This is a genomic window from Paeniglutamicibacter sp. GQ140 (assembly GCF_059759235.1).
Window position 1 is genome coordinate 157,011 of record NZ_JCAXDW010000001.1, and the last position, 17,523, is coordinate 174,533.

General features: G+C 69.9%; 12 protein-coding genes. 5 read left to right on the plus strand and 7 right to left on the minus strand.

Annotated features, from left to right (window positions below; genetic code table 11):
• The first annotated feature begins 1 nt into the window (after nt 1).
• On the plus strand, nt 2-2,491 hold the full coding sequence (locus AC6CHY_RS00740) for a CHAT domain-containing protein (RefSeq protein ID WP_498225107.1): 2,490 nt from the start codon (nt 2-4) through the stop codon (nt 2,489-2,491).
• 105 nt (nt 2,492-2,596) lie between these two features.
• A complete protein-coding gene (locus AC6CHY_RS00745; protein ID WP_498225108.1) occupies nt 2,597-4,699 on the plus strand; it encodes a S8 family serine peptidase in 2,103 nt (700 codons plus the stop codon).
• Between the two features lie 230 nt (nt 4,700-4,929).
• On the opposite strand, the gene AC6CHY_RS00750 is transcribed toward AC6CHY_RS00745, so the two are convergent.
• Nucleotides 4,930-6,324, minus strand: coding sequence for an MFS transporter (locus AC6CHY_RS00750; RefSeq protein ID WP_498225109.1), 1,395 nt, complete (start codon nt 6,322-6,324; stop codon nt 4,930-4,932).
• Nucleotides 6,325-6,361: 37 nt separating this feature from the next.
• A complete protein-coding gene (locus AC6CHY_RS00755) occupies nt 6,362-7,438 on the minus strand; it encodes an MBL fold metallo-hydrolase (protein WP_498225110.1) in 1,077 nt (358 codons plus the stop codon).
• Nucleotides 7,439-7,557: 119 nt separating this feature from the next.
• Here AC6CHY_RS00755 and AC6CHY_RS00760 point away from each other — a divergent pair, with 119 nt between their 5' ends.
• The 3 genes from AC6CHY_RS00760 (at nt 7,558) to mhpA (ending at nt 11,275) form a co-directional block, all read left to right on the plus strand.
• On the plus strand, nt 7,558-8,460 hold the full coding sequence (locus AC6CHY_RS00760; RefSeq protein WP_498225111.1) for a LysR family transcriptional regulator: 903 nt from the start codon (nt 7,558-7,560) through the stop codon (nt 8,458-8,460).
• Between the two features lie 227 nt (nt 8,461-8,687).
• Nucleotides 8,688-9,395: an IclR family transcriptional regulator gene (locus tag AC6CHY_RS00765; protein WP_498225112.1), complete on the plus strand. Its 708-nt coding sequence runs from the start codon at nt 8,688-8,690 to the stop codon at nt 9,393-9,395.
• 155 nt (nt 9,396-9,550) lie between these two features.
• Nucleotides 9,551-11,275, plus strand: coding sequence for a bifunctional 3-(3-hydroxy-phenyl)propionate/3-hydroxycinnamic acid hydroxylase MhpA (mhpA, locus tag AC6CHY_RS00770; protein WP_498225113.1), 1,725 nt, complete (start codon nt 9,551-9,553; stop codon nt 11,273-11,275).
• Nucleotides 11,276-11,386: 111 nt separating this feature from the next.
• Here mhpA and bioD read toward each other — a convergent pair whose 3' ends face one another.
• Genes bioD through bioB form a run of 5 tightly spaced genes read right to left on the minus strand, consistent with a single transcriptional unit; the run spans nt 11,387 to nt 17,102 of the window.
• Nucleotides 11,387-12,148, minus strand: coding sequence for a dethiobiotin synthase (gene bioD / locus AC6CHY_RS00775; RefSeq protein ID WP_498225114.1), 762 nt, complete (start codon nt 12,146-12,148; stop codon nt 11,387-11,389).
• Nucleotides 12,145-13,314 (minus strand): cytochrome P450, encoded by a 1,170-nt coding sequence (locus AC6CHY_RS00780; RefSeq protein ID WP_498225115.1) that lies wholly within the window; start codon nt 13,312-13,314, stop codon nt 12,145-12,147. Before AC6CHY_RS00780 ends, bioD begins: the two co-directional genes overlap by 4 nt.
• Nucleotides 13,311-14,522, minus strand: coding sequence for an aminotransferase class I/II-fold pyridoxal phosphate-dependent enzyme (locus AC6CHY_RS00785; RefSeq protein WP_498225116.1), 1,212 nt, complete (start codon nt 14,520-14,522; stop codon nt 13,311-13,313). The genes AC6CHY_RS00780 and AC6CHY_RS00785 overlap by 4 nt, the downstream gene beginning before the upstream one ends.
• The gene (bioA, locus tag AC6CHY_RS00790; RefSeq protein WP_217387476.1) at nt 14,512-15,861 is read right to left on the minus strand and encodes an adenosylmethionine--8-amino-7-oxononanoate transaminase; all 1,350 of its coding nucleotides are present in this window, start codon (nt 15,859-15,861) and stop codon (nt 14,512-14,514) included. The genes AC6CHY_RS00785 and bioA overlap by 11 nt, the downstream gene beginning before the upstream one ends.
• Nucleotides 15,858-17,102: a biotin synthase BioB gene (bioB, locus tag AC6CHY_RS00795; protein WP_217387475.1), complete on the minus strand. Its 1,245-nt coding sequence runs from the start codon at nt 17,100-17,102 to the stop codon at nt 15,858-15,860. The genes bioA and bioB overlap by 4 nt, the downstream gene beginning before the upstream one ends.
• Nucleotides 17,103-17,523: the final 421 nt, after the last annotated feature.

The window sequence follows — 17,523 nt, forward strand, 5'->3', positions numbered from 1 at the left end:
GATGCCCGCACCGGACCATCTCACGGCAGCAGCCGGCGCGTACAGCGACGCCCGGGCGGCCATCGCCGCGTACCGGCTGGCCGAGGCACGCCGGAAGATCGAGACGGCCCGGCACCACCTGGGCCAGCTGCCCCGGGATGAGGGGTTCGAGCTCGGCCTGAGGATCCGGCTCACCGAGTCGTGGTTGACCTGCGATGACCACGGGTTGCCCGCGGCCCTGGCCCAGATCGACGCGGTGCTGCGCGAAGCCGTCGCGGCGGGACGGGATGACATCCGGGCGCTCGCCCACATCCAGGCCGGGGTGCTCGGCGCCCGCGCCGGGAACTTCGACGAGGCGCTGGAACAGCTGCGGCCCGCCGTGAAGTACTCGGCTGCGTTCCCGCTCGATGACCGCGTCCGGCTGCTGCTGAACAAGGGCACGATCGGTTCACGGACCGGATCACTGGACGAGGCCGCCGGGGACCTGCGGGCCGCGGCGCACCTGGGGAGCGGACTGCCCGCGTACCGGTTCATGGCGCTGCACAACCTCGGATTCGTCCAGTACCTGCGCGGGGACCTGCCGGCGGCCCTGCGCCTCATGGCGCAGGCCGACGAGCTCGAGGCCGACGTGGACCGCTCCGTCGCCCGGCACGACCGCGCCCGCGTGCTGCTGGAGGCGGGCCTGATCGAGGAGGCCGCCGAGCTCTTCGACACGGCCGTGAAGGAACTGCGCCTGGCTGGCCTGGCCGAGGAATGGGCCGAGGCCCGGCTGGACCAGGCCCGCTGCGCCGCGCTCACCGGCCACACGCCCGACGCGGTCCGCCTGGCCACGGAGGTCATGGGCGACGCCACGGCACGCGGGGAGCCGGCACGCGCGCACGAGGCCCGGTCGATGCGGCTCGAGGCGCTGCTCCTGGGTCCCGGGATGCCGGATGTCCGGCTCGGAGCGGAGGCCGCGGAGCTCGCCTCCGCGGCGCGTGCGGCACGCAGGCCCTGGCTCGCGGACCGGGCCACCGCCCTGCACCTGATCGCCGCCGCCGGGCACGGAACGGCGGTTCCCGACGTCGAGGCCGTGCGCTGCCTGCGGCGGATGCGCGCGTCCCCCTATCTGTCCACGCGGATGCTGGCCATCCTCGCGCAGCTGTCCACGACCACGGACCAGCAGGGCCGCGGCAGGCTGCTGCGCGCCGCGGCGCGGGACACGGCCGCCGCCCGGTCCGGCATGGCCAGCCTGGACCTGCGCACCGCCGTGGCCATCCATCTGGCCCCCATCGTGCGCTCGGACCTGGAACGGGTGGCCGGGAGCGGGGACGGCTGGGCGGCGCTGCTGGCGACCGAACGCTGGCGGGCGGCGCTCGCCGAGGTGCCCTCGGTCGTCCCGCCGGCCGATGCATGGGCGGCCACACGTTTTTCCACCCTGCGCCGGCACCACGAGGAGCTGCGCACGGCCGACCCCGGGCGCGCGGGTGCGTTGCGGGTGGAGATCGGCGGGATCGAGAGGGAGCTGCGCGAACACCACTGGGCCCAGCGCGAGCGCGGCCCGGTGCGCTTGCCCGGGCGGCTGCTCCGCGCCGATCTCGGGGCGGCAAGCGTGCTGAGCTACTTCTGGTCCGGGGACACGCTGCACCTGGTGCACGTCGAGCCGGGATTTCCCGCGCGGCTGCTGCGCGTGGGAGACAGGGCGGAGGTGTCCGACCTGGTCGCCGGCGCGCTCGCCGACGCGTCGGCAGCCAGCCACGCGCCGCCCGGCCCGCTGGCCGCGGCGGTGCTCTCCTCCCTGGCCGCATCGCTGGAACGGCTCGAGGAGTTGATCCTGTCCGTCGAGCTCGGCACCGGGCCGCTGGTGGTCATCCCCAGCGGCGAACTGGCCAGGCTACCCTGGGGCATGCTGCCTAGGCTGCGGCACCGCGGACTCGCGCTCAGCCGCTCGGTGGGCGCCTGGGCTGCCGGCGCCGTGCGGCTGGCGGGACCGCCCCGCGTGGCGGTGGCCTCCGGTCCGGGGCTGGCCCTGGCCGAGGCGGAATGCACCGCGGTGGCCGGGTGCTGGCCCGGCGCCCGGCAGATCCCCGCCGAACCTGCCGCCGTCAAGGAGGCGCTGGCCGCGTACGACGTCGTCCACATCGCCGCCCACGGGCAGCACCGGGAGGACAGCCCGCTCTTCTCCTCCCTGCGGCTGCACGGCGGCTCGCTGTTCGCCCACGAGCTGGAACATGTCCCGATCCGCGCCTCGCTGGTGGTGCTCTCCGCCTGCGGCGCCGGGCGGGGGCGGCTGAGGCCCGGGGACGAGGCGCTGGGCCTGACCTCGAGCCTGCTCGCCATGGGCGTGGGTGCCGTGGTGGCGCCGCTGACCGACGTCCCCGACGCCCTCGCGTCGCGGACCATGGGCGAGATGCACCGGCGGCTCGCGGCCGGACAGGACGGGCCGGACGCCCTCGCCGCGGCCGGCGACGGGCTGCTGGAGCGCAGCTTCGCCTGGTTCGGCTCAGACTGGCGGGCGGGTCCGAACCGCTGAGGGGAAACTTTTTTGGCCGGATGTGTATCACCGGCCACCGCGGGCGCTCCTAGGGTGTGCGGCGCAAAGGGGCGCCGCACCCATCCCCGCTAGAGGAGCAGTCCCATGTCAGAGACCACCGAGGCCACGGCCTACTACTACGCCGACGGCGAGCGCGTCCCGCTGGCCCCATCGACCCACTTCGTCGCCGTCCGGGCGACCCCCGAGGAGGCCGAAGAGCTGTCATCGCGATCCGCGGCGGCCTCACCCGACCCGCAGCACCCGGTCCAAGTGCTCAGGGTCACCGACCAGGACCTCGTGGTCTTCCGGGTCGATGACGCGGCAGCGGCAACCGCCCTGCCCGCCGGGGCACGGGCCGCCGGGGACGCCGGGGGCCCCGACGTCTACGAGCCCACGGCCGGGGAGGGCGAGGACGTGCCGAGCGCACTCATTGACCAGGGCGAGCTCATCGTCAAGTTCGAACCCGGCACCGACGCCGCGGCGCGGCTGCTCAAGAAGCACCACCTCGAGACCGTCCAGGAGGACTACCCGGAGCCGGGAGCGAGCCTTGTCCGCACCGCGCGCGGGCAGGACTCCGCGCTGGCCATCGCCAACGAACTGCACGAGCAGGCAGGCGTCGAGTACGCGGTGCCGAACTTCGTGCGCATCTCCCCGCGCCTCACCAGCACCCTCGAGGAGCTCGTTGAAACGGCAGCGCCGGACGGCACCGGACCGGCGTTCACGCCCAACGACCCGCTGCTGTCCGCGCAGTGGGGAATCGCCAAGATCCGCTGCCCCGAGGCCTGGGACATCTCCCGCGGCAGCTCCGCGATCTCGGTTGCGGTCATCGACGAGGGCGGCAACGCCCACGAGGACTATGTCCTGGCCCCCGGCTTCGACGCCCGCTTCAACGACCCGGACCCGACCCCCAACCCGGCCGACGGCCACGGCGTTGCCTGCGCCGGGATCGTCGCGGCGACGGCCCACAACGGGCGGGGCGTTGCGGGGGTCGCACCGAACAGCCGGGTGCGGCACATCCGCATCGCCTACGGCATCGGCGGCGGCTACTGGTCAACCACCGACGCCATCATCGCCGCAGGCGTGCGCAAGGCCGTCGACCTCGGGGCCGACGTGCTCTCCAATTCGTGGGGCAGTGGCGCCAGCACCGTGGTGGCCAACGCGTTCCGCTACGCCCAGACCAACGGGCGCGGCGGGAGGGGCACCCCGATCGCGGCGGCCACGGGCAACGGCGACAGCCTCGGTGTCGGCTACCCCGCCCGCCTCTCCCCCTCGATCCCGGGATTCCTCGCGGTCGGTGCCAGCAACCAATGGGACCAGCGCAAGAGCAGGACCAGCCTCGACGGCGAGACCTGGTGGGGCTCGAACTACGGCCCGGAGGTCGACGTGGTGGCGCCGGGGGTCAAGATCCCGACCACCGACATGATGGGTTCGGGCGGCTACTCCGGCGGCAACTACGTCAACACGTTCAACGGCACGTCCTCGGCGACTCCGCATGTCGCTGGCCTCATGGCGTTGGTCCTTGCCGTCGATCCGGGGCTGCGCTCGTGGGAGGTCGAGGACATCATCAAGCTGACGGCGCGGGATCTGGGTGCCGGGGGCAGGGACCAGCACTTCGGGTTCGGCCGGATCGACGCCCGGGCGGCGCTCGAGGCGGCTTCCCGGATCTGGTACTCGATCCAGGTCTCCCCGGTCTTCCTCGGATCCGGCGGCGACACGTTCATCCGCGCCAATATCCGGATCTACAACTCCGGCATCAACACGGTGCGGCTCAACGGGTTGGTGTTCCGCTCGCATGCACCGGACGGATCCGTGCTTGACCAGTTCACCTTCGCGGGAAACCCGGGTCCGGTGATGCTGGCCCGCAGCGGTCACGACGTGCGCTTCACGAACGTGCTGTTGAGGGCGAACGGGAACCGGTCGCGTTGGTCGTACAACTGGTCCGTGAACTGGGGCTATACGTTCTGGCGGCCGGGCACTCCCGTGCATCCGCTCGGGGCCGAAGAGCCGGCAAACGCCGGAGCGCTCGACGAGGCCCGCGGACTCAACGAGACTGCACAGATGATCGAAGGCGCGGACTCCGGAGGCGACGCCTCACCGGAGGCCGGGCCGGGCACAGGCACCACGCCGATGGATGCCCCCAACGGCGCCGACGGGGACCGGATCACCGTCGATAGGGCAAGCAAGGCGATCACGATCGTCGTGCGCTGACCCGGCACCCCCGGGCCGGACGGGGACCCGCCACACAGTCCTTGGGGGATGTGTGGCGGGTCCCCGACCCTGTGTCCGGCCCGCCGAGTCCCGCAACGGCTCCGGGGACCTGGCGCAAACGGCTCCCGATTCCACGGAAGGGAGCGGTCGTTGACGCGAAAAGCAGGTGTCCGCGGCACACGCTTGTGGCGTGTGCCGCGGACACCTGTCCTACTTCGGTGGCGAAAGGGCTATGCGGCGTTTGCCGCTTCGGATCCCGCCGGCAGTGCCGCGGGCTCCGGCCGGTCCCCGTCCAAGTCGAGCTTGTGCGATTCCTTGGTGAGGAAGATGGCCAGCGCGCTGATCATGCAGATCGAGGCGACCATGACGGAGACCCACACGGGGTTCCCGTTACCCACGGTCAACAGCGTCGCGGCCAGCAGCGGGGCCAGTCCTGCGCCCAGCGTCGAGGCCAGCTGGTAGCCCAGCGAGGCGCCGGTGTAGCGGGAGGTCGTTCCGAACATCTCGGAAATGAAGGCCGCCAGCGGCCCGTACATCGAGGCCTGGATCAGCGGGTTGCCGATCAGGAAGGCGGCAAGGACCCATCCCATGTCCCCGGTGGCCAGCATCTGGAAGAGCGGGTAGGCCATCAGCGCGGCGGCCAGTGCACCGCTGATCATGACGGGGCGGCGGCCCACCCGGTCCGAGAGAGCGGCGAAGAACGGGATGGTGAAGATGTGCAGGAACGAGCCAATGCCGTGGACCATGAGGACGGAGGTGCGGTCGGCGCCGCCGCCCACCGCGAGGGTGATGGCGAAGGTGGCAAGCAGGCCCTGGATGACGAATGCCCCGGCCCCGCCGAAGGCGGCCAACAGGACGTTCTTGGGGTAGTGGCGCAGCACCTCGAAGAGCGGCACCGATGGCTTCTTGGCCCCGGTTGCCGACTTCCGCTCCGCGGCAGCGGCGGCCTGGGCCGCGGCGAAGACCGGGGATTCCTGGATGCGCAGGCGGATGAACATTCCCAGCCCGACCAGGACGGCGCTGAGCAGGAACGGGATGCGCCAACCCCACGCCAGGAAGCTTTCCTCCGGCATGGTGGAGCAGGCGGTCATGATGAGCGTGGCCAACAGCGCGCCGGAGGGGCCGCCCATGTTGGTGACGCTGGCGGAGAATCCGCGGCGGCGCTTGGTGGAGTGCTCCAGGCTCATCAGCGCGGCGCCGCCCCATTCGCCGCCCACGGCAATGCCTTGAATCACGCGCAGGAAGACCAGGATGATCGGCGCGGCGACGCCGATCTGGTTGTAGGTGGGAATCAGGCCAATGAGGGTGGAGGCCACGCCCATGAGCGTCATGGTGATCACCAGCATGGACTTGCGGCCCACCCGGTCCCCGAAGTGGCCGAAGATGACTCCGCCCAGCGGTCGGGCGATGTAGCCCGCGGCCAGGGTTCCGAAGGATGCGATGGTGCCCACCATCGGGTCAAGGTTGGCAAAGAACACCTGGCCGAAGACCAGCGATGCTGCAATGCCATAGAGCAGGAAGTCGTAGAACTCGACGACGCTGCCGAGGTAGCTGGAAAACAGGACGCGGCGCATTTGCCGCGGATCATGGGACGCGGGCTGGGAGACCGATGAATGCTTGGTCATGATTGCTGCTTCTCTCAGGAGGAGGGGTTGAGAACGCCTAGCGGCTCAGGGGTTGTAGTGAGTTTTTTTCCATCACCGGGGGAACTTCGGTGGACGGACGTTGGAACGGGATGATGTCCAGGTCGTCGGGGACGAACAGTTCCCCGGCGAAGGTTTCCCTCGCCCGGTGCCAGACATCCGGGTCCGTGGTGCCTGGCACCAGGTGGTGCAGTGCCAGGCGGGCGGCTCCGGCGCGCGTGGCCAGTTCTCCTGCTTGCCGGGCCGAGGTGTGGGACTTGCGATGGTGTTCCATCCCGGCCTCGGCCGCCTGCTCGGTTTCGTGGGCGTAGCCCCGGCGCACCCAGTCGAAGTCGATGGCCTCGTGCATGAGCAGGTCGGTGCCCCTCGCGAGGCGAACCAGGTTCCGGGTGGGCGCAGTGTCACCGGAAATCGTGACCGAGCCCTCGGCGGTGTCGAAGCGGAATGCGAAGGCGGGAGCCACCGGGGGATGCTCGACGAGGATGGCCGTGACCGTCACGTTTTCGTCTTCGTGGACGAGGAACGGTTCCATGTCGGGAGTCGGGTTGGAGTTCGGGTGGTAGCCGACATCCGCGGGCAGTTCGATGTCCTGCACGGTGTACTTCTCGTGCGGAGGTGGACGCAGCGTGTCGAATATCCGGTCGTTCAGGTCGGTGGCGTAGGCACTGACCAGGTACCTGAACATGCCTTCCACCCCGGGGGTCGGATCGTTCCCGCCCACGGCCTGGGGTTCACGGCCCGAAACATGGGTGGAGACCGGCGGCAACATGCCGCGGTCGCCAGGTCCAAAGACCTTGACCGGCTCCGCGTCCTGCGCAGCCAGGGCCAGCGTCCCGAATACGGTCATGGATGCGAGATCCACGGTGTGGTCGGAGTGCATGTGGGTGATGAAGATGCCCTTGAGCGAACCGAGTTCGATGCCGGCAAGCATGAGTTGTCTGCCCACCCCGTGGCCGCAATCGACCAGGTAAGCGGATCCATTGACCACCACGGCGGTTGCGATGCCCTGGCGCTCACCGGCGCCCGCCCCGGTCCACCAGCGGGGTCCGCCCGCCGTGCCGAGGGCCACCACGTAGGGGCCCGAATGCTTGCTCATGTCTTGAAGTCCTTTGGAATAAATCATGCGTGAGGGTGCTCACTTACTTCCCTCAACTGTGCGCCGCGCCATATCCTTTGTAAAACACATGTGTCGTGCAAACTACCCAAGGAAAACTTGTGAATGATGTGACCCTCAAACAATTGCGGTACTTGGTCTCCGTTGCCGAAACCGGATCGCTCGCCGCCGCGGCCGACGAGCTATTCGTCTCACAAACGGCGGTCTCCCTTGCGTTGACCCAGCTCGAGGCCGCGCTCGGCGTCCAGCTGGCCATCCGGCGCAAGTCGAAGGGTTCGGTCCTCACCCCCGCCGGAGCGACGGTGGCGGCCCGGGCCCGCGGGATCTTGCGCGAGGCCTCCGAACTGGGCAGTGTTGCCGGTGATCTTCAGGGCGAGCTGAGCGGCACCTTCCGCGTGGGCTGTTACCGCGCCTACTCATCGCGCATCATTCCGGAAATGGTCCAGTTTTTTGCCGAGAACCACCCAAACGTGGATCTCGCCTTCGAGGAGGGCTCCTCCACGGAACTGCAGGCGCAGATGGTGGACGGGACCCTGGATGCCTGCTTCATTCTCCGCGGACATGTCCTGTCACACAGCTCCTTCGAACCGATCGCCGCCGTCGTTCCCAAGGTCCTGCTCTCCGCGCATCATCCGCTGGCCTCCCAGGGGACGGTGTCCTTCAAGGATCTGGCAGGGTTGCCGGCCGTGCTCTCCGACGTCAAGCCTGCCGGGACATTGGTCGAGGCAATGATCCGTTCCATGGGTTTTCAGCCGGACGTGCGCTGGCGTTCCTCAAGCACCGAAACCATCCGCTCCATGGTCGGCCGGGGCTTGGCCTACTCGGTCCTGTTGAGCATCTGGCCCGGACCGACCAGCCAGGAAGGACTCCCCCTCGTGCTCAAGGACATTGCCGAACCCGTGCCGGAAAATGCCTTCGGCCTGGCCTACCCGGCGGGCCTCGGACCCACCCGAAAAATCAACGAACTACTGGCCTTCGGCCGGGAGAATTTCAGCGCTTTCTAACCGGGGCGGCAATGATGGCCAGCCCAATACCCCGGGCCTTGCCCCGGATACACGCCCCGAAACCCGCCCCGGTGCCGCCCAGGGGATTGCCTTGGGCCCCGCGCGGCCGTCCGGTCCGGGACAGTCTCTCGGGAGGGCACATGAACGATCCTTGATGCCGCAGTCCCCCGTCCCCGGGACCCGTCATCGGACGGTGCCGAGACGGTGACTGTGCCATGATCAAGAGCGTGAACGAGCCAACAACCACCGCCTCCCCCTCCACGTCCCGGACCGCAGGGTCCCAGACCTTGGCCCGCGGGCTCGAAGTGTTGCGCCTGGTGGCGGGCACCCCGGCGGGGCTGGGCATCAACGAGGTGGCAGAGCATGCCGGCATCCACCGCACCGGTGCCTACCGGCTGCTCAACACGCTCTGCGACGCCCAGCTGCTGCATCGCGGGGCGGACGGGCGCTACCGCGGTGCCGCGGGGCTGCTCGCCCTCTCGGCCTCGGCCTACCACTCGCTGCTTGCCGCCGCCGAGCCGGTGCTGCGCCGCTACGCCGACGAACTGGGCGCCACCCTGGCCCTGATCGTGCGCGAGGGCGGCGAGGCCATCGCCCTGCGGGTCACCGCACCGACCTCCGGCACCTACCACGTGTCGTTCGCCGAGGCCTCGCGGCATCCGCTGGATCTCGGCGCCGCGGGCCACGCGATCCTGGCCAGCGAGGCGGCACGCATCGGGGAGGACCCCCGCGTCACCACCGCCCGCGCCAAGGGATTCGCGCAGACCTTCGGCGAGGTCGAACCGGGCATGCATGGCCTGGCCGTGCCGCTTGACCGCGGCATCTGCGGCGTCCCCGCCTGCCTGAACCTGATCACCGTGCGCCGGGAACAGGCCACCTCCGCCATCACGGTGTTGCAGCAGGCCGCCCGAGCCCTCGAGGCATCGCTTGCCTGATCCCCCTTTCCACGTGAACGCAGGATGGAATTCGTGCCAACAGATGGCACACCGACTTTGACGTGCATCACAACGACTGGTGAACTAGTTCTCACTAGTTGTGCAGATACCGAATAGGTTGTGCACTATTTACACAAGGAAAGTTTGATGTGGCCATGAACAGCATCCCCAGCAGTGAAGTCCTGATCATCGGAGCCGGTCCCGCCGGCCTCATGCTCGCCAATATCCTGGGGATGTACGGCCGCAGCGTCACGGTGCTCGAGGCCCGCGACGAACTCATCGACTACCCGCGCGGCGTGGGCCTCGACGACGAGTCGCTGCGCACCATCCAGACCGTCGGCCTGGTGGACACCGTGCTGCCGCACACCGCACCGCAGCACATCATGCGCCTGGTCAACGGCTCGGGCAAGACCATCATGATCAACAACCCGCAGACCCAGGAATTCGGCTGGGACCGCAAGCACGCCTTCATCCAGCCCGAGGTCGACAAGGCGCTCTACGAGGGCCTGGCCCAGTATCCCAACATCAACGTGCACTTCGGCCACCTGGTGGAGGACGTCACCGAGGACGCCAACGGCGTCACAGCCATCGCCCGCGTCACCAACGCCGACGGCACCGAAACCGAGACCCGCTTTTCGGCGCAGTACCTGGTGGGCTGCGAGGGCGGCAAGTCGCCGACCCGCAAGCGCATGGGCGTGAGCTTCGAGGGCGACTCCCCCTCCACCCGCTGGCTGGTCGTCGACGTCGACAACGACCCGCTGGGCACCCCCAACGTCTTTTTGGGAGCGGACCCCAAGCGCCCGTACGTCTCCATCGGCCTGCCCCACGCGGTGCGCCGCTGGGAGTTCATGCTCCACGACCACGAGGACGAATCGGTGGTCACCTCCAAGGAGTGGGTCGCCGAGATGCTCAAGGACCACGTCCCGGACCCGCACAACCTTTCCTACATCCGCCGCCGCGTCTTCACCCACCACGGCCGCGTGGCGGGATCCTTCCGCAAGGGCCGCCAGCTGATCGCCGGGGACGCCGCGCACCTGATGCCGGTGTGGATGGGCCAGGGCTGGAACTCGGGCATGCGGGATGCCACCAACCTGGGCTGGAAGCTGACCAGCGTGCTGACCGGCACCGCCGGCGAGGACATCCTGGACACCTACACCTCCGAGCGCAAGGACCACGCCAAGGCCATGGTCGATTTGTCCATGACGCTGGGCTCGGTCATCAAGCTCACCAACCCGCTGGCCGTCGCCGCCCGCGACGCCGCCTCCTCGGTGCTCAACCTCTTCCCCTCGGCCAAGAGCTACTTCTCCGACATGCGCTTCAAGCCGATGCCGCGCTACACCTCCGGCGTGCTGGCCGACCCGACCACGCAGGCATCCGGCAACGCCGCCGCGAAGCTCACCAGCAAGTTGATCCCGGTGCTCACCGCCAACAACAAGGTCTCGCCGGTGGGCGTGCAGTTCCCGCAGCCACGGGTGAACTCGCAGCTCGGGGAGAACCGGCTGCTCGATGACGTGATCGGCAACTGGTGGACGGTGCTGGTCTGGGGCAACGACCCCAAGGACGTGCTCCCCGCCCACTCCATCAAGGCGCTCGAGGCCCTCGGTGCCAAGCTCGTGGCCATCGTTCCCGAAACCCAGCGCGCCTGGGCCACCGAACACATGGACAAGGACGTCTTGGTGCTCGGCGACCACACCGGCACGGTGAAGAAGTGGTTCAACGAGCGCCCGACGCCGATGATCTTCCTGCGCCCCGACCGCTTCGTGGCAGGGGCCTGCCTGCACCAGCACGGGCCGGCCACGCTGCAGGCGATCCTTGATTCCATGGGCAGCGCCGCCGACCATTCCCCGGCCAAGCCGCAGGACTCGGCCCTGGCAGTGTAGCTGCGGCGCCCAAGCAAACACCCACGACAGGCACGGTCCCTGCACCCGGCAATCCGGATGCGGGGACCGTGCCTGCTTTCATCTCGCCCCGCCCCGCCCCGCGTGCCGAACCTAACCCGCTGTGCCCGGGCTGGATGCAGCTGGGGCAGGAACCGGCTGGTCGTAGAACACCGGGGCCAGCTGCCGGCCCGCCGCGTGCAGGATCCGCCGGGTTGTGGCTACGTCCGCCGCGACGGCTGCCGCCGGCGGGCCGGGCACCCAGGTCCACCCGTTCCGCTCCGCCAGTTCGCGCAGGTTGCCCCGGTTCCGTTCATTCAGGGCGGTGGGCTCGGCCGGGAAGCTGCCGAGCACCAAGACGCCGTCGGCAAAGCCGCGGGAGACGGCGGCTTCCAGGGTCAGCGCCGTGTGGTTCAGCGTGCCCAGGTCCGGACGGGTGACCACCACCAACCGGCCATCGAGCGCGCGGGCCATGTCGGCGATGGTTTCCCCGGCAAGCGTCAGGGACACCAACAGGCCGCCGGCGCCCTCGACGATGACAGCCCCGTGGTCCAGTGCAAGTTCCCGCACGCGCATCACGTGGTCCGCCAGGGTGGGCAGTGCCTCGGCCGCGGCGATCCCGCCGGCGTGCAGGGCAGCGTCCACCGGCGCCATGGGATCGGCCAGCCGGGCGCCTTCTTCCAGGGTCAGTGCCGGCGGATTCCCGAGCCAGTCGCCGATCGAGTGCACGTCCCCGCCCTGCCCGGGACCCACTCCGGTTTGCGTCGGCTTGTACACGGCAACCCGCGCGCCGGTCCCCAGGGCGCAGGCGGCCAGGGCCGCGGTGACAACGGTCTTGCCGACGTCCGTGTCGGTCCCGGTGACCACCAGGATCATGCCGCTTCCCCCGCCATGGACAGGGAGGCCCACACCGTCCGGGGTGCCTGGAATGACAAGAGGTGCATCCAGTCAGGTTCCGCGCCGGCCGGTTCGAGGCCCGGCAGGGCGCGGGCCGCAGCGGCCAGGACCACCTCGGTTTCCATCCGCGCCAACCCCGCGCCCAGGCAGCGGTGGATCCCGAAGCCGAAGGCCAGCGAGTCGTCGCCCTCCTCCCCCAGGACCCCGCCGGAGAGCATGAGCACCAATTGCTCCCCCTTGGCAAAGTGTTCCCCGTCCAGCTCGATGTCCGCGGCGACCTCTCGGCGCCAGGTCGGCACCGAGGAGGCCTGCGCCAGCACCTGGCGCACCAGCTCCGCCGTGGATTCACCGTCGGCGCACTTCTCCCAGCTGCCTTCGCGCAGGGCGGTGCGCAGCGCGGTGGCGATGAGCATGGCGGTGGTTTCCTGCCCGGCAATCATCAGGAAGTAACCCAGCGAGCGGATCCTCGCCGAGTCCACCCCGGAGTGGTGCAACGCGGCATAGAGGTTCGAATCGTCGCGGGCCACGGCCTCGGCCACGCTGCCATCGAGCCAGGCATGGAACTGCGCGGCGCTTGCAGCAAGTTCCACCTGGCGCTGTGCGTCGGGCCAGCCCCAGAAGAGTTCCAGCGAGTCCTGGCTCCAGCGCTTGAGCTCCGCGGCCGGCGGAATCGGGACCCCGGTGAGCCGCTGCATGACCTCAGGCGGGATCACCGCAGCCAGATGGTGTGCCAGATCGATGTGCTCTCCGCTGCGGTATTGCTCCGCAAGCTCCGCGCAGATCCCTTCCACCCGCGCCCGGATGGGCCCGGCCTGCGCTGCCACCTTCGCGGGGCTGAAGAACCTGGCCACCACCCGGCGCACCGCCAGGTGCTCGGATCCACTGGCGCTTGCAAGCACCGGAGGAAGGGAGAACCGCCCGGCGGCCAGGATGCGCAGGGCGGCAGGTTCCAGGTCGACGGCGGTGTCCAGGGCGTTGGCCGGGGTGAAGTCCTCGGGGCGCAGCAGGATCGCGCGCACCAAGCCGGGATCCTCGATGTTGCGGTAGCGGCGGTTGACCGCTTCGGGATAGGCCTCGGGCAGCGGCCCGGACAGCGGCGCCAGCTCGGCGAGCGGTGCGCGCGTGGCGCCAAAGGGACAACTCAAGATTCTTCCTCCAGGATGATCCGGGCAATGGCGTGCAGGGCGGCAAGCAAGTCAGCGGGGTCGTGGTCGGCGTGCGCGGTGATCCGCAACCGCGACACCCCGTCGGGCACGCTCGGCGGCCGGAAACATGCAACGGCAATGCCGCGGGCGCGCAGGGATGCGGCCGCCCGGACTGCCGAGGCCGCGTCCGGCATCATGACCGAATGCACCGCGCCTGCCCCTTGCTCGATGCGCGGGAGCAGCCGCGGTTCGGCGGCCAGGGTGTCGTGGACCAGCGTCGCGTTGCGCCCCAGCCTGGCCAGGCGCTCGGCGTCGGCCAGTCCCAGCGCGGCCAGGGCGGCTCCCGCGGCGGCAGGGGCAAGCGCGGTGTCAAAGAGGAAGGTCCGCGAGGTGTTGACCAGGTGCTCGCGCAGCGCGCCCGCCTGCCCGCCGCCCAGCAGCACCGCGCCGCCCTGGGCACCCAGGGCCTTGGAGAGCGTGGCGGTGGCCACCACGTGGGAGCAGTCCGCCAGCCCCGCGGCACGCAGCGCCGAGCCTTGTGCCGTCGCAGCCAGCGAGTGGGCCTCGTCGATGACCAGCAATGCCCGGTGGCGGGCGCAAAGTTCGGCTGCGGCGGCCAGATCGGCGGCATCGCCAAGCACCGAATAGACCGATTCGAGGACCACCGCCGCGCGCGGGGCCGGGGTGGCCGAATCTCGGTTTTCCTCCAGCAGCCGCTGGAGATCCGCGAGGTCGTTGTGCGCGGCGGTGGCAACCTTGGCCCCGGAGAGGCGGGCGCCGTCGATCAGGCTGGCGTGCGCGTGGGCGTCGAGGATGAAGAGGCTGCCCGGTCCGCCAAGCGCCTGCAGCAGACCCAGGTTCGCGGTGTATCCGCTGGAATAAACCAGGGCAGCGCTTCGACCGGTGTAGCGGCACAGCGCGGCTTCGAGCTCGCGATGCACCTCAAGGGTGCCGGTTGCCACGCGGCTGGCAGCGGCCCCTGCCCCGTACCGGTGCACGGCGTCAGCGGCCGCCGCCCGCACCTCCGGGTGGCCGCTGAGCCCCAGGTAGTCGTTGGAGGCCAGGTCCATGAGCTTCTCGCGGGAGCTCTCCACGCGGTGCAGTCCGCGGGCGGCGCGCACCCGGGCCCGATCCCCCAGCCACCGTTCCCACGGTGCCGCCGCAGCCGCGCCCGGCGTTGGGGCGGCGAGCCTCTGGCTAGTCTCCATGGACTTCACCCACCGCCGCGACCAGGGCAGCGCCCAGGACCGACAGGTCCCCGGCCGTGGCAATATAGGGCGGCATGACGTAGACCAGGTCGCGGAAGGGCCGCACCCAGGCCCCGCGGCGCACCGCGGCCTGGGTCAGCTCGGCCACGCGCACGGGTTCGGAAAGCTGGATGACGCCGACGCCTCCGAGAACGCGGATCTCCCTCACGCACGACAGGGCACGCGCCGGCGCCAGGGCTTCGCGCAGCCCGGATTCCAGCGCCGAAACCTGGACGCGCCAGGGTGCGGAGGCCGAGCGCGGGTCACCACCACCGGTGAGCAGCTCCAGCGATGCATTGGCCACGGCGCAGGCCAGCGGGTTGCCCATGAAGGTGGGCCCGTGCAGCAAGGCCTCGCCTGCATCGCCCAGCACTTCGGCCACCTCGGCGGTGCACAGCATGGCCGCCAGGGAGAGGTAGCCGCCGGTCAACGCCTTGCCCACGCACATCACGTCGGGTTCGACCTGTGCCCATTCGGTGGCAAAGAGCGCGCCGGTGCGCCCGAATCCGGTGGCGATCTCGTCAACTATCAGCAACAGCCCGTGTTCATCCGCGATCTCGCGGAGGATCGCCAGCGCGCGCGGCGCGTAGACGTACATGCCTCCTGCACCCTGCAGGACGGGTTCGCAGATGATGCCCGCAAGCTCCGGGGCGTGGGCGGCGGCGATGTTTCTGGCCGCTGCTTCCCACGCGGCCAGCTCCGTGGCGTCGGACTCCCACTGCCCCTTCGCGGTGAGCCGGGCCGCCGGCGGGCGCGGCAGGAAAACCTGTTCGCGGCCCGGCGGGGCGAAGGCCGCGTGCATGCCGTCCACCGGATCGCACACGCCCATCGCCGCAAAGGTGTCCCCGTGGTAGCCGCCGCGCAGGGCCAGGAAGCGCTGCCGCGTGCCGTGCCCGCGGGCGTGCTGGTATTGCAGTGCGAGCTTGAGCGCCACCTCCACGGAGATGGAACCGGAGTCGGCCAGGAACACGTGTTGCAGGTCCCCGGGGGCCATGGCCACCAGGCGTTCGGCCAATTCCACCGCCGGCGAGTGAGTCAGCCCGCCGAACATCACGTGGCTAAACGTGTCGATCTGCTCGTGCGCTGCGGCATCCAGCACCGGGTGGCGGTACCCGTGCACCATTGACCACCAGGAGGACATTCCGTCGATGACCCCGTGGGTGCCCGCTTCATTCCTCAGCGATAGCCGGACACCCTGGGCCGCTTCCACCGCATAGTGCGCCCCGGCATCCAGCGTCGCGTAGGGGTGCCAGAGCAGGCCCGAGTCCCGGGCGAGCAGGCCGAGGGGTGCGGAACTCATGCGTTGGGGCTTTCCGGGGTGCCGGCGCCGCGGCGGCGCAGCACCGGTTCGCCCTGCCCGCCGGCCGGCCCGCAGCCCTGGGTGGCGCTGCCGCAGGCACTGCCGCACGCACTGCCGCACCCCGTGGCCCCGGGCTGCGCCGGGGCCTCGTCGGCCCGGTGCCGCAGCCGTGCCGCCAATTCCGCGGGGTCGATGTCCTCTTGGCCCAGCACCACGTACCCGGCATCCGAAATCATCTCCAGGTCCCGCCGCGCGTCCTGGCCCTCACTGGTGAGGTAGTCGCCAAGGAACAGGGAATTGGCCACGGCGAGCGCCGTGGACTGCAGGGAGCGCAGGTGCATTTCCCGGCCGCCGGCCATGCGCAGCTCGGTGGCTGGGCAGGCCAGGCGGACCAGCGCGAGGATGCGCAGGCATGCCATCGGGGTCAGATGCCAGGTTCCGGCCAGCGGGGTCCCGTCGAAGGGCATCAGGAAATTCACGGGGATCGAGTCGGCGGCCAGGTCGCGCAGGGCGAAAACAGCCTCGACGAGCTGTTCGGGGGTTTCCCCCATGCCCACGATGAGTCCGGAGCACGGTGAGAGCCCGGCACCCTTGGCCTTCCCGACGGTGTCAACGCGCTCGGCGAAGGTGTGGGTCGAGCAAATCTCCGGGTAGAGCGACTCGGCGGTGTTCAGGTTGTGGTTGTAGGCATCGGCTCCGGCGGCCTTGAGCCGGTCCGCCTGCCCGTCCTTGAGGATGCCCAGGCAGGCGCAGACCTCGACGTGCGGATGCTCGTCCTTGAGCTGCTCGACCATCGTGGCCACCCGGTCCACGTCCCGGTCCGTGGGACCCTTGCCAGATGCGACCATGCACACGCGCGACGCACCACCGGCGACTCCCAGCCCCGCCTGGCGCACGGCTTCCTCCGGTTTCAGCCACGTGTACTTGAGGATCTCTGCCTTGGATCCCAGCCGCTGGGAGCAGTAGGTGCAGTCCTCGGGGCAGAGCCCCGACTTGAGGTTCACCAGGTAGTTGACCTTGACCGTGTTGCCGAAGTGCTTGCGGCGCAGCGTTCCGGCCGCGGCGACCAGCGCCAGGGTCGCCTCATCCTCGGTGCCGAGAACCGCGAGGGCCTCGGCGGCGGTGAGACGGTGGCCGGAATCGATGCGCGCCGCAAGGTTTGCGGCATCCGGGATCCCGGCGGGTGAAACGTGCCTGCCCGGAGAAGTCGCAACTGTAGGAACGGTGTTGATCGTGGTCATGGGTATCGATGGCCTTCCGAGGTGGAGCGGTGCCAGGCGCCTCACAACGAGAAACTGAACACCGTTCAATAGATTCTGGATTCACCGTACACCCAATCTTGAACACCGTTCAACGCGCTGCCTGAAGGCATGGGCCATAAACGCCCGGCTCGGGTGCGCCCGATGCGGGGAGAAAAGACTGATGCAGGCCGTGTTCCTTCGGAACTGCCTCTTCACTCCCGGCTGCGTGGCGGGCCGACCGGCATACGCCTAATTCGCCCGCCACTCCGCCTCAACCTTTCGCGCCGCGGGCCCATCGAAACTGTGAGCCGATTCCGCGCCCGGCCACCGTGAGGCCGCTTTGCACAGTGCATTCGGCCGGACACATCGAAGCGGGGCGGAATCGGCCCTCGATTCCGCCCCGCTCCCACACCGATTGCCG

Bases quoted from the DNA above. Each gene is read 5' to 3' on its own strand.
- mhpA (WP_498225113.1), top strand. From the start codon at position 9,551: ATGAACAGCATCCCCAGCAGTGAAGTCCTGATCATCGGAGCCGGTCCC.
- AC6CHY_RS00785 (WP_498225116.1), bottom strand. From the start codon at position 14,522: ATGGAGACTAGCCAGAGGCTCGCCGCCCCAACGCCGGGCGCGGCTGCG.
- bioA (WP_217387476.1), bottom strand. From the start codon at position 15,861: ATGAGTTCCGCACCCCTCGGCCTGCTCGCCCGGGACTCGGGCCTGCTC.
- bioB (WP_217387475.1), bottom strand. From the start codon at position 17,102: ATGACCACGATCAACACCGTTCCTACAGTTGCGACTTCTCCGGGCAGG.
- AC6CHY_RS00750 (WP_498225109.1), bottom strand. From the start codon at position 6,324: ATGACCAAGCATTCATCGGTCTCCCAGCCCGCGTCCCATGATCCGCGG.
- AC6CHY_RS00740 (WP_498225107.1), top strand. From the start codon at position 2: ATGCCCGCACCGGACCATCTCACGGCAGCAGCCGGCGCGTACAGCGAC.
- AC6CHY_RS00745 (WP_498225108.1), top strand. From the start codon at position 2,597: ATGTCAGAGACCACCGAGGCCACGGCCTACTACTACGCCGACGGCGAG.
- bioD (WP_498225114.1), bottom strand. From the start codon at position 12,148: ATGATCCTGGTGGTCACCGGGACCGACACGGACGTCGGCAAGACCGTT.
- AC6CHY_RS00755 (WP_498225110.1), bottom strand. From the start codon at position 7,438: ATGAGCAAGCATTCGGGCCCCTACGTGGTGGCCCTCGGCACGGCGGGC.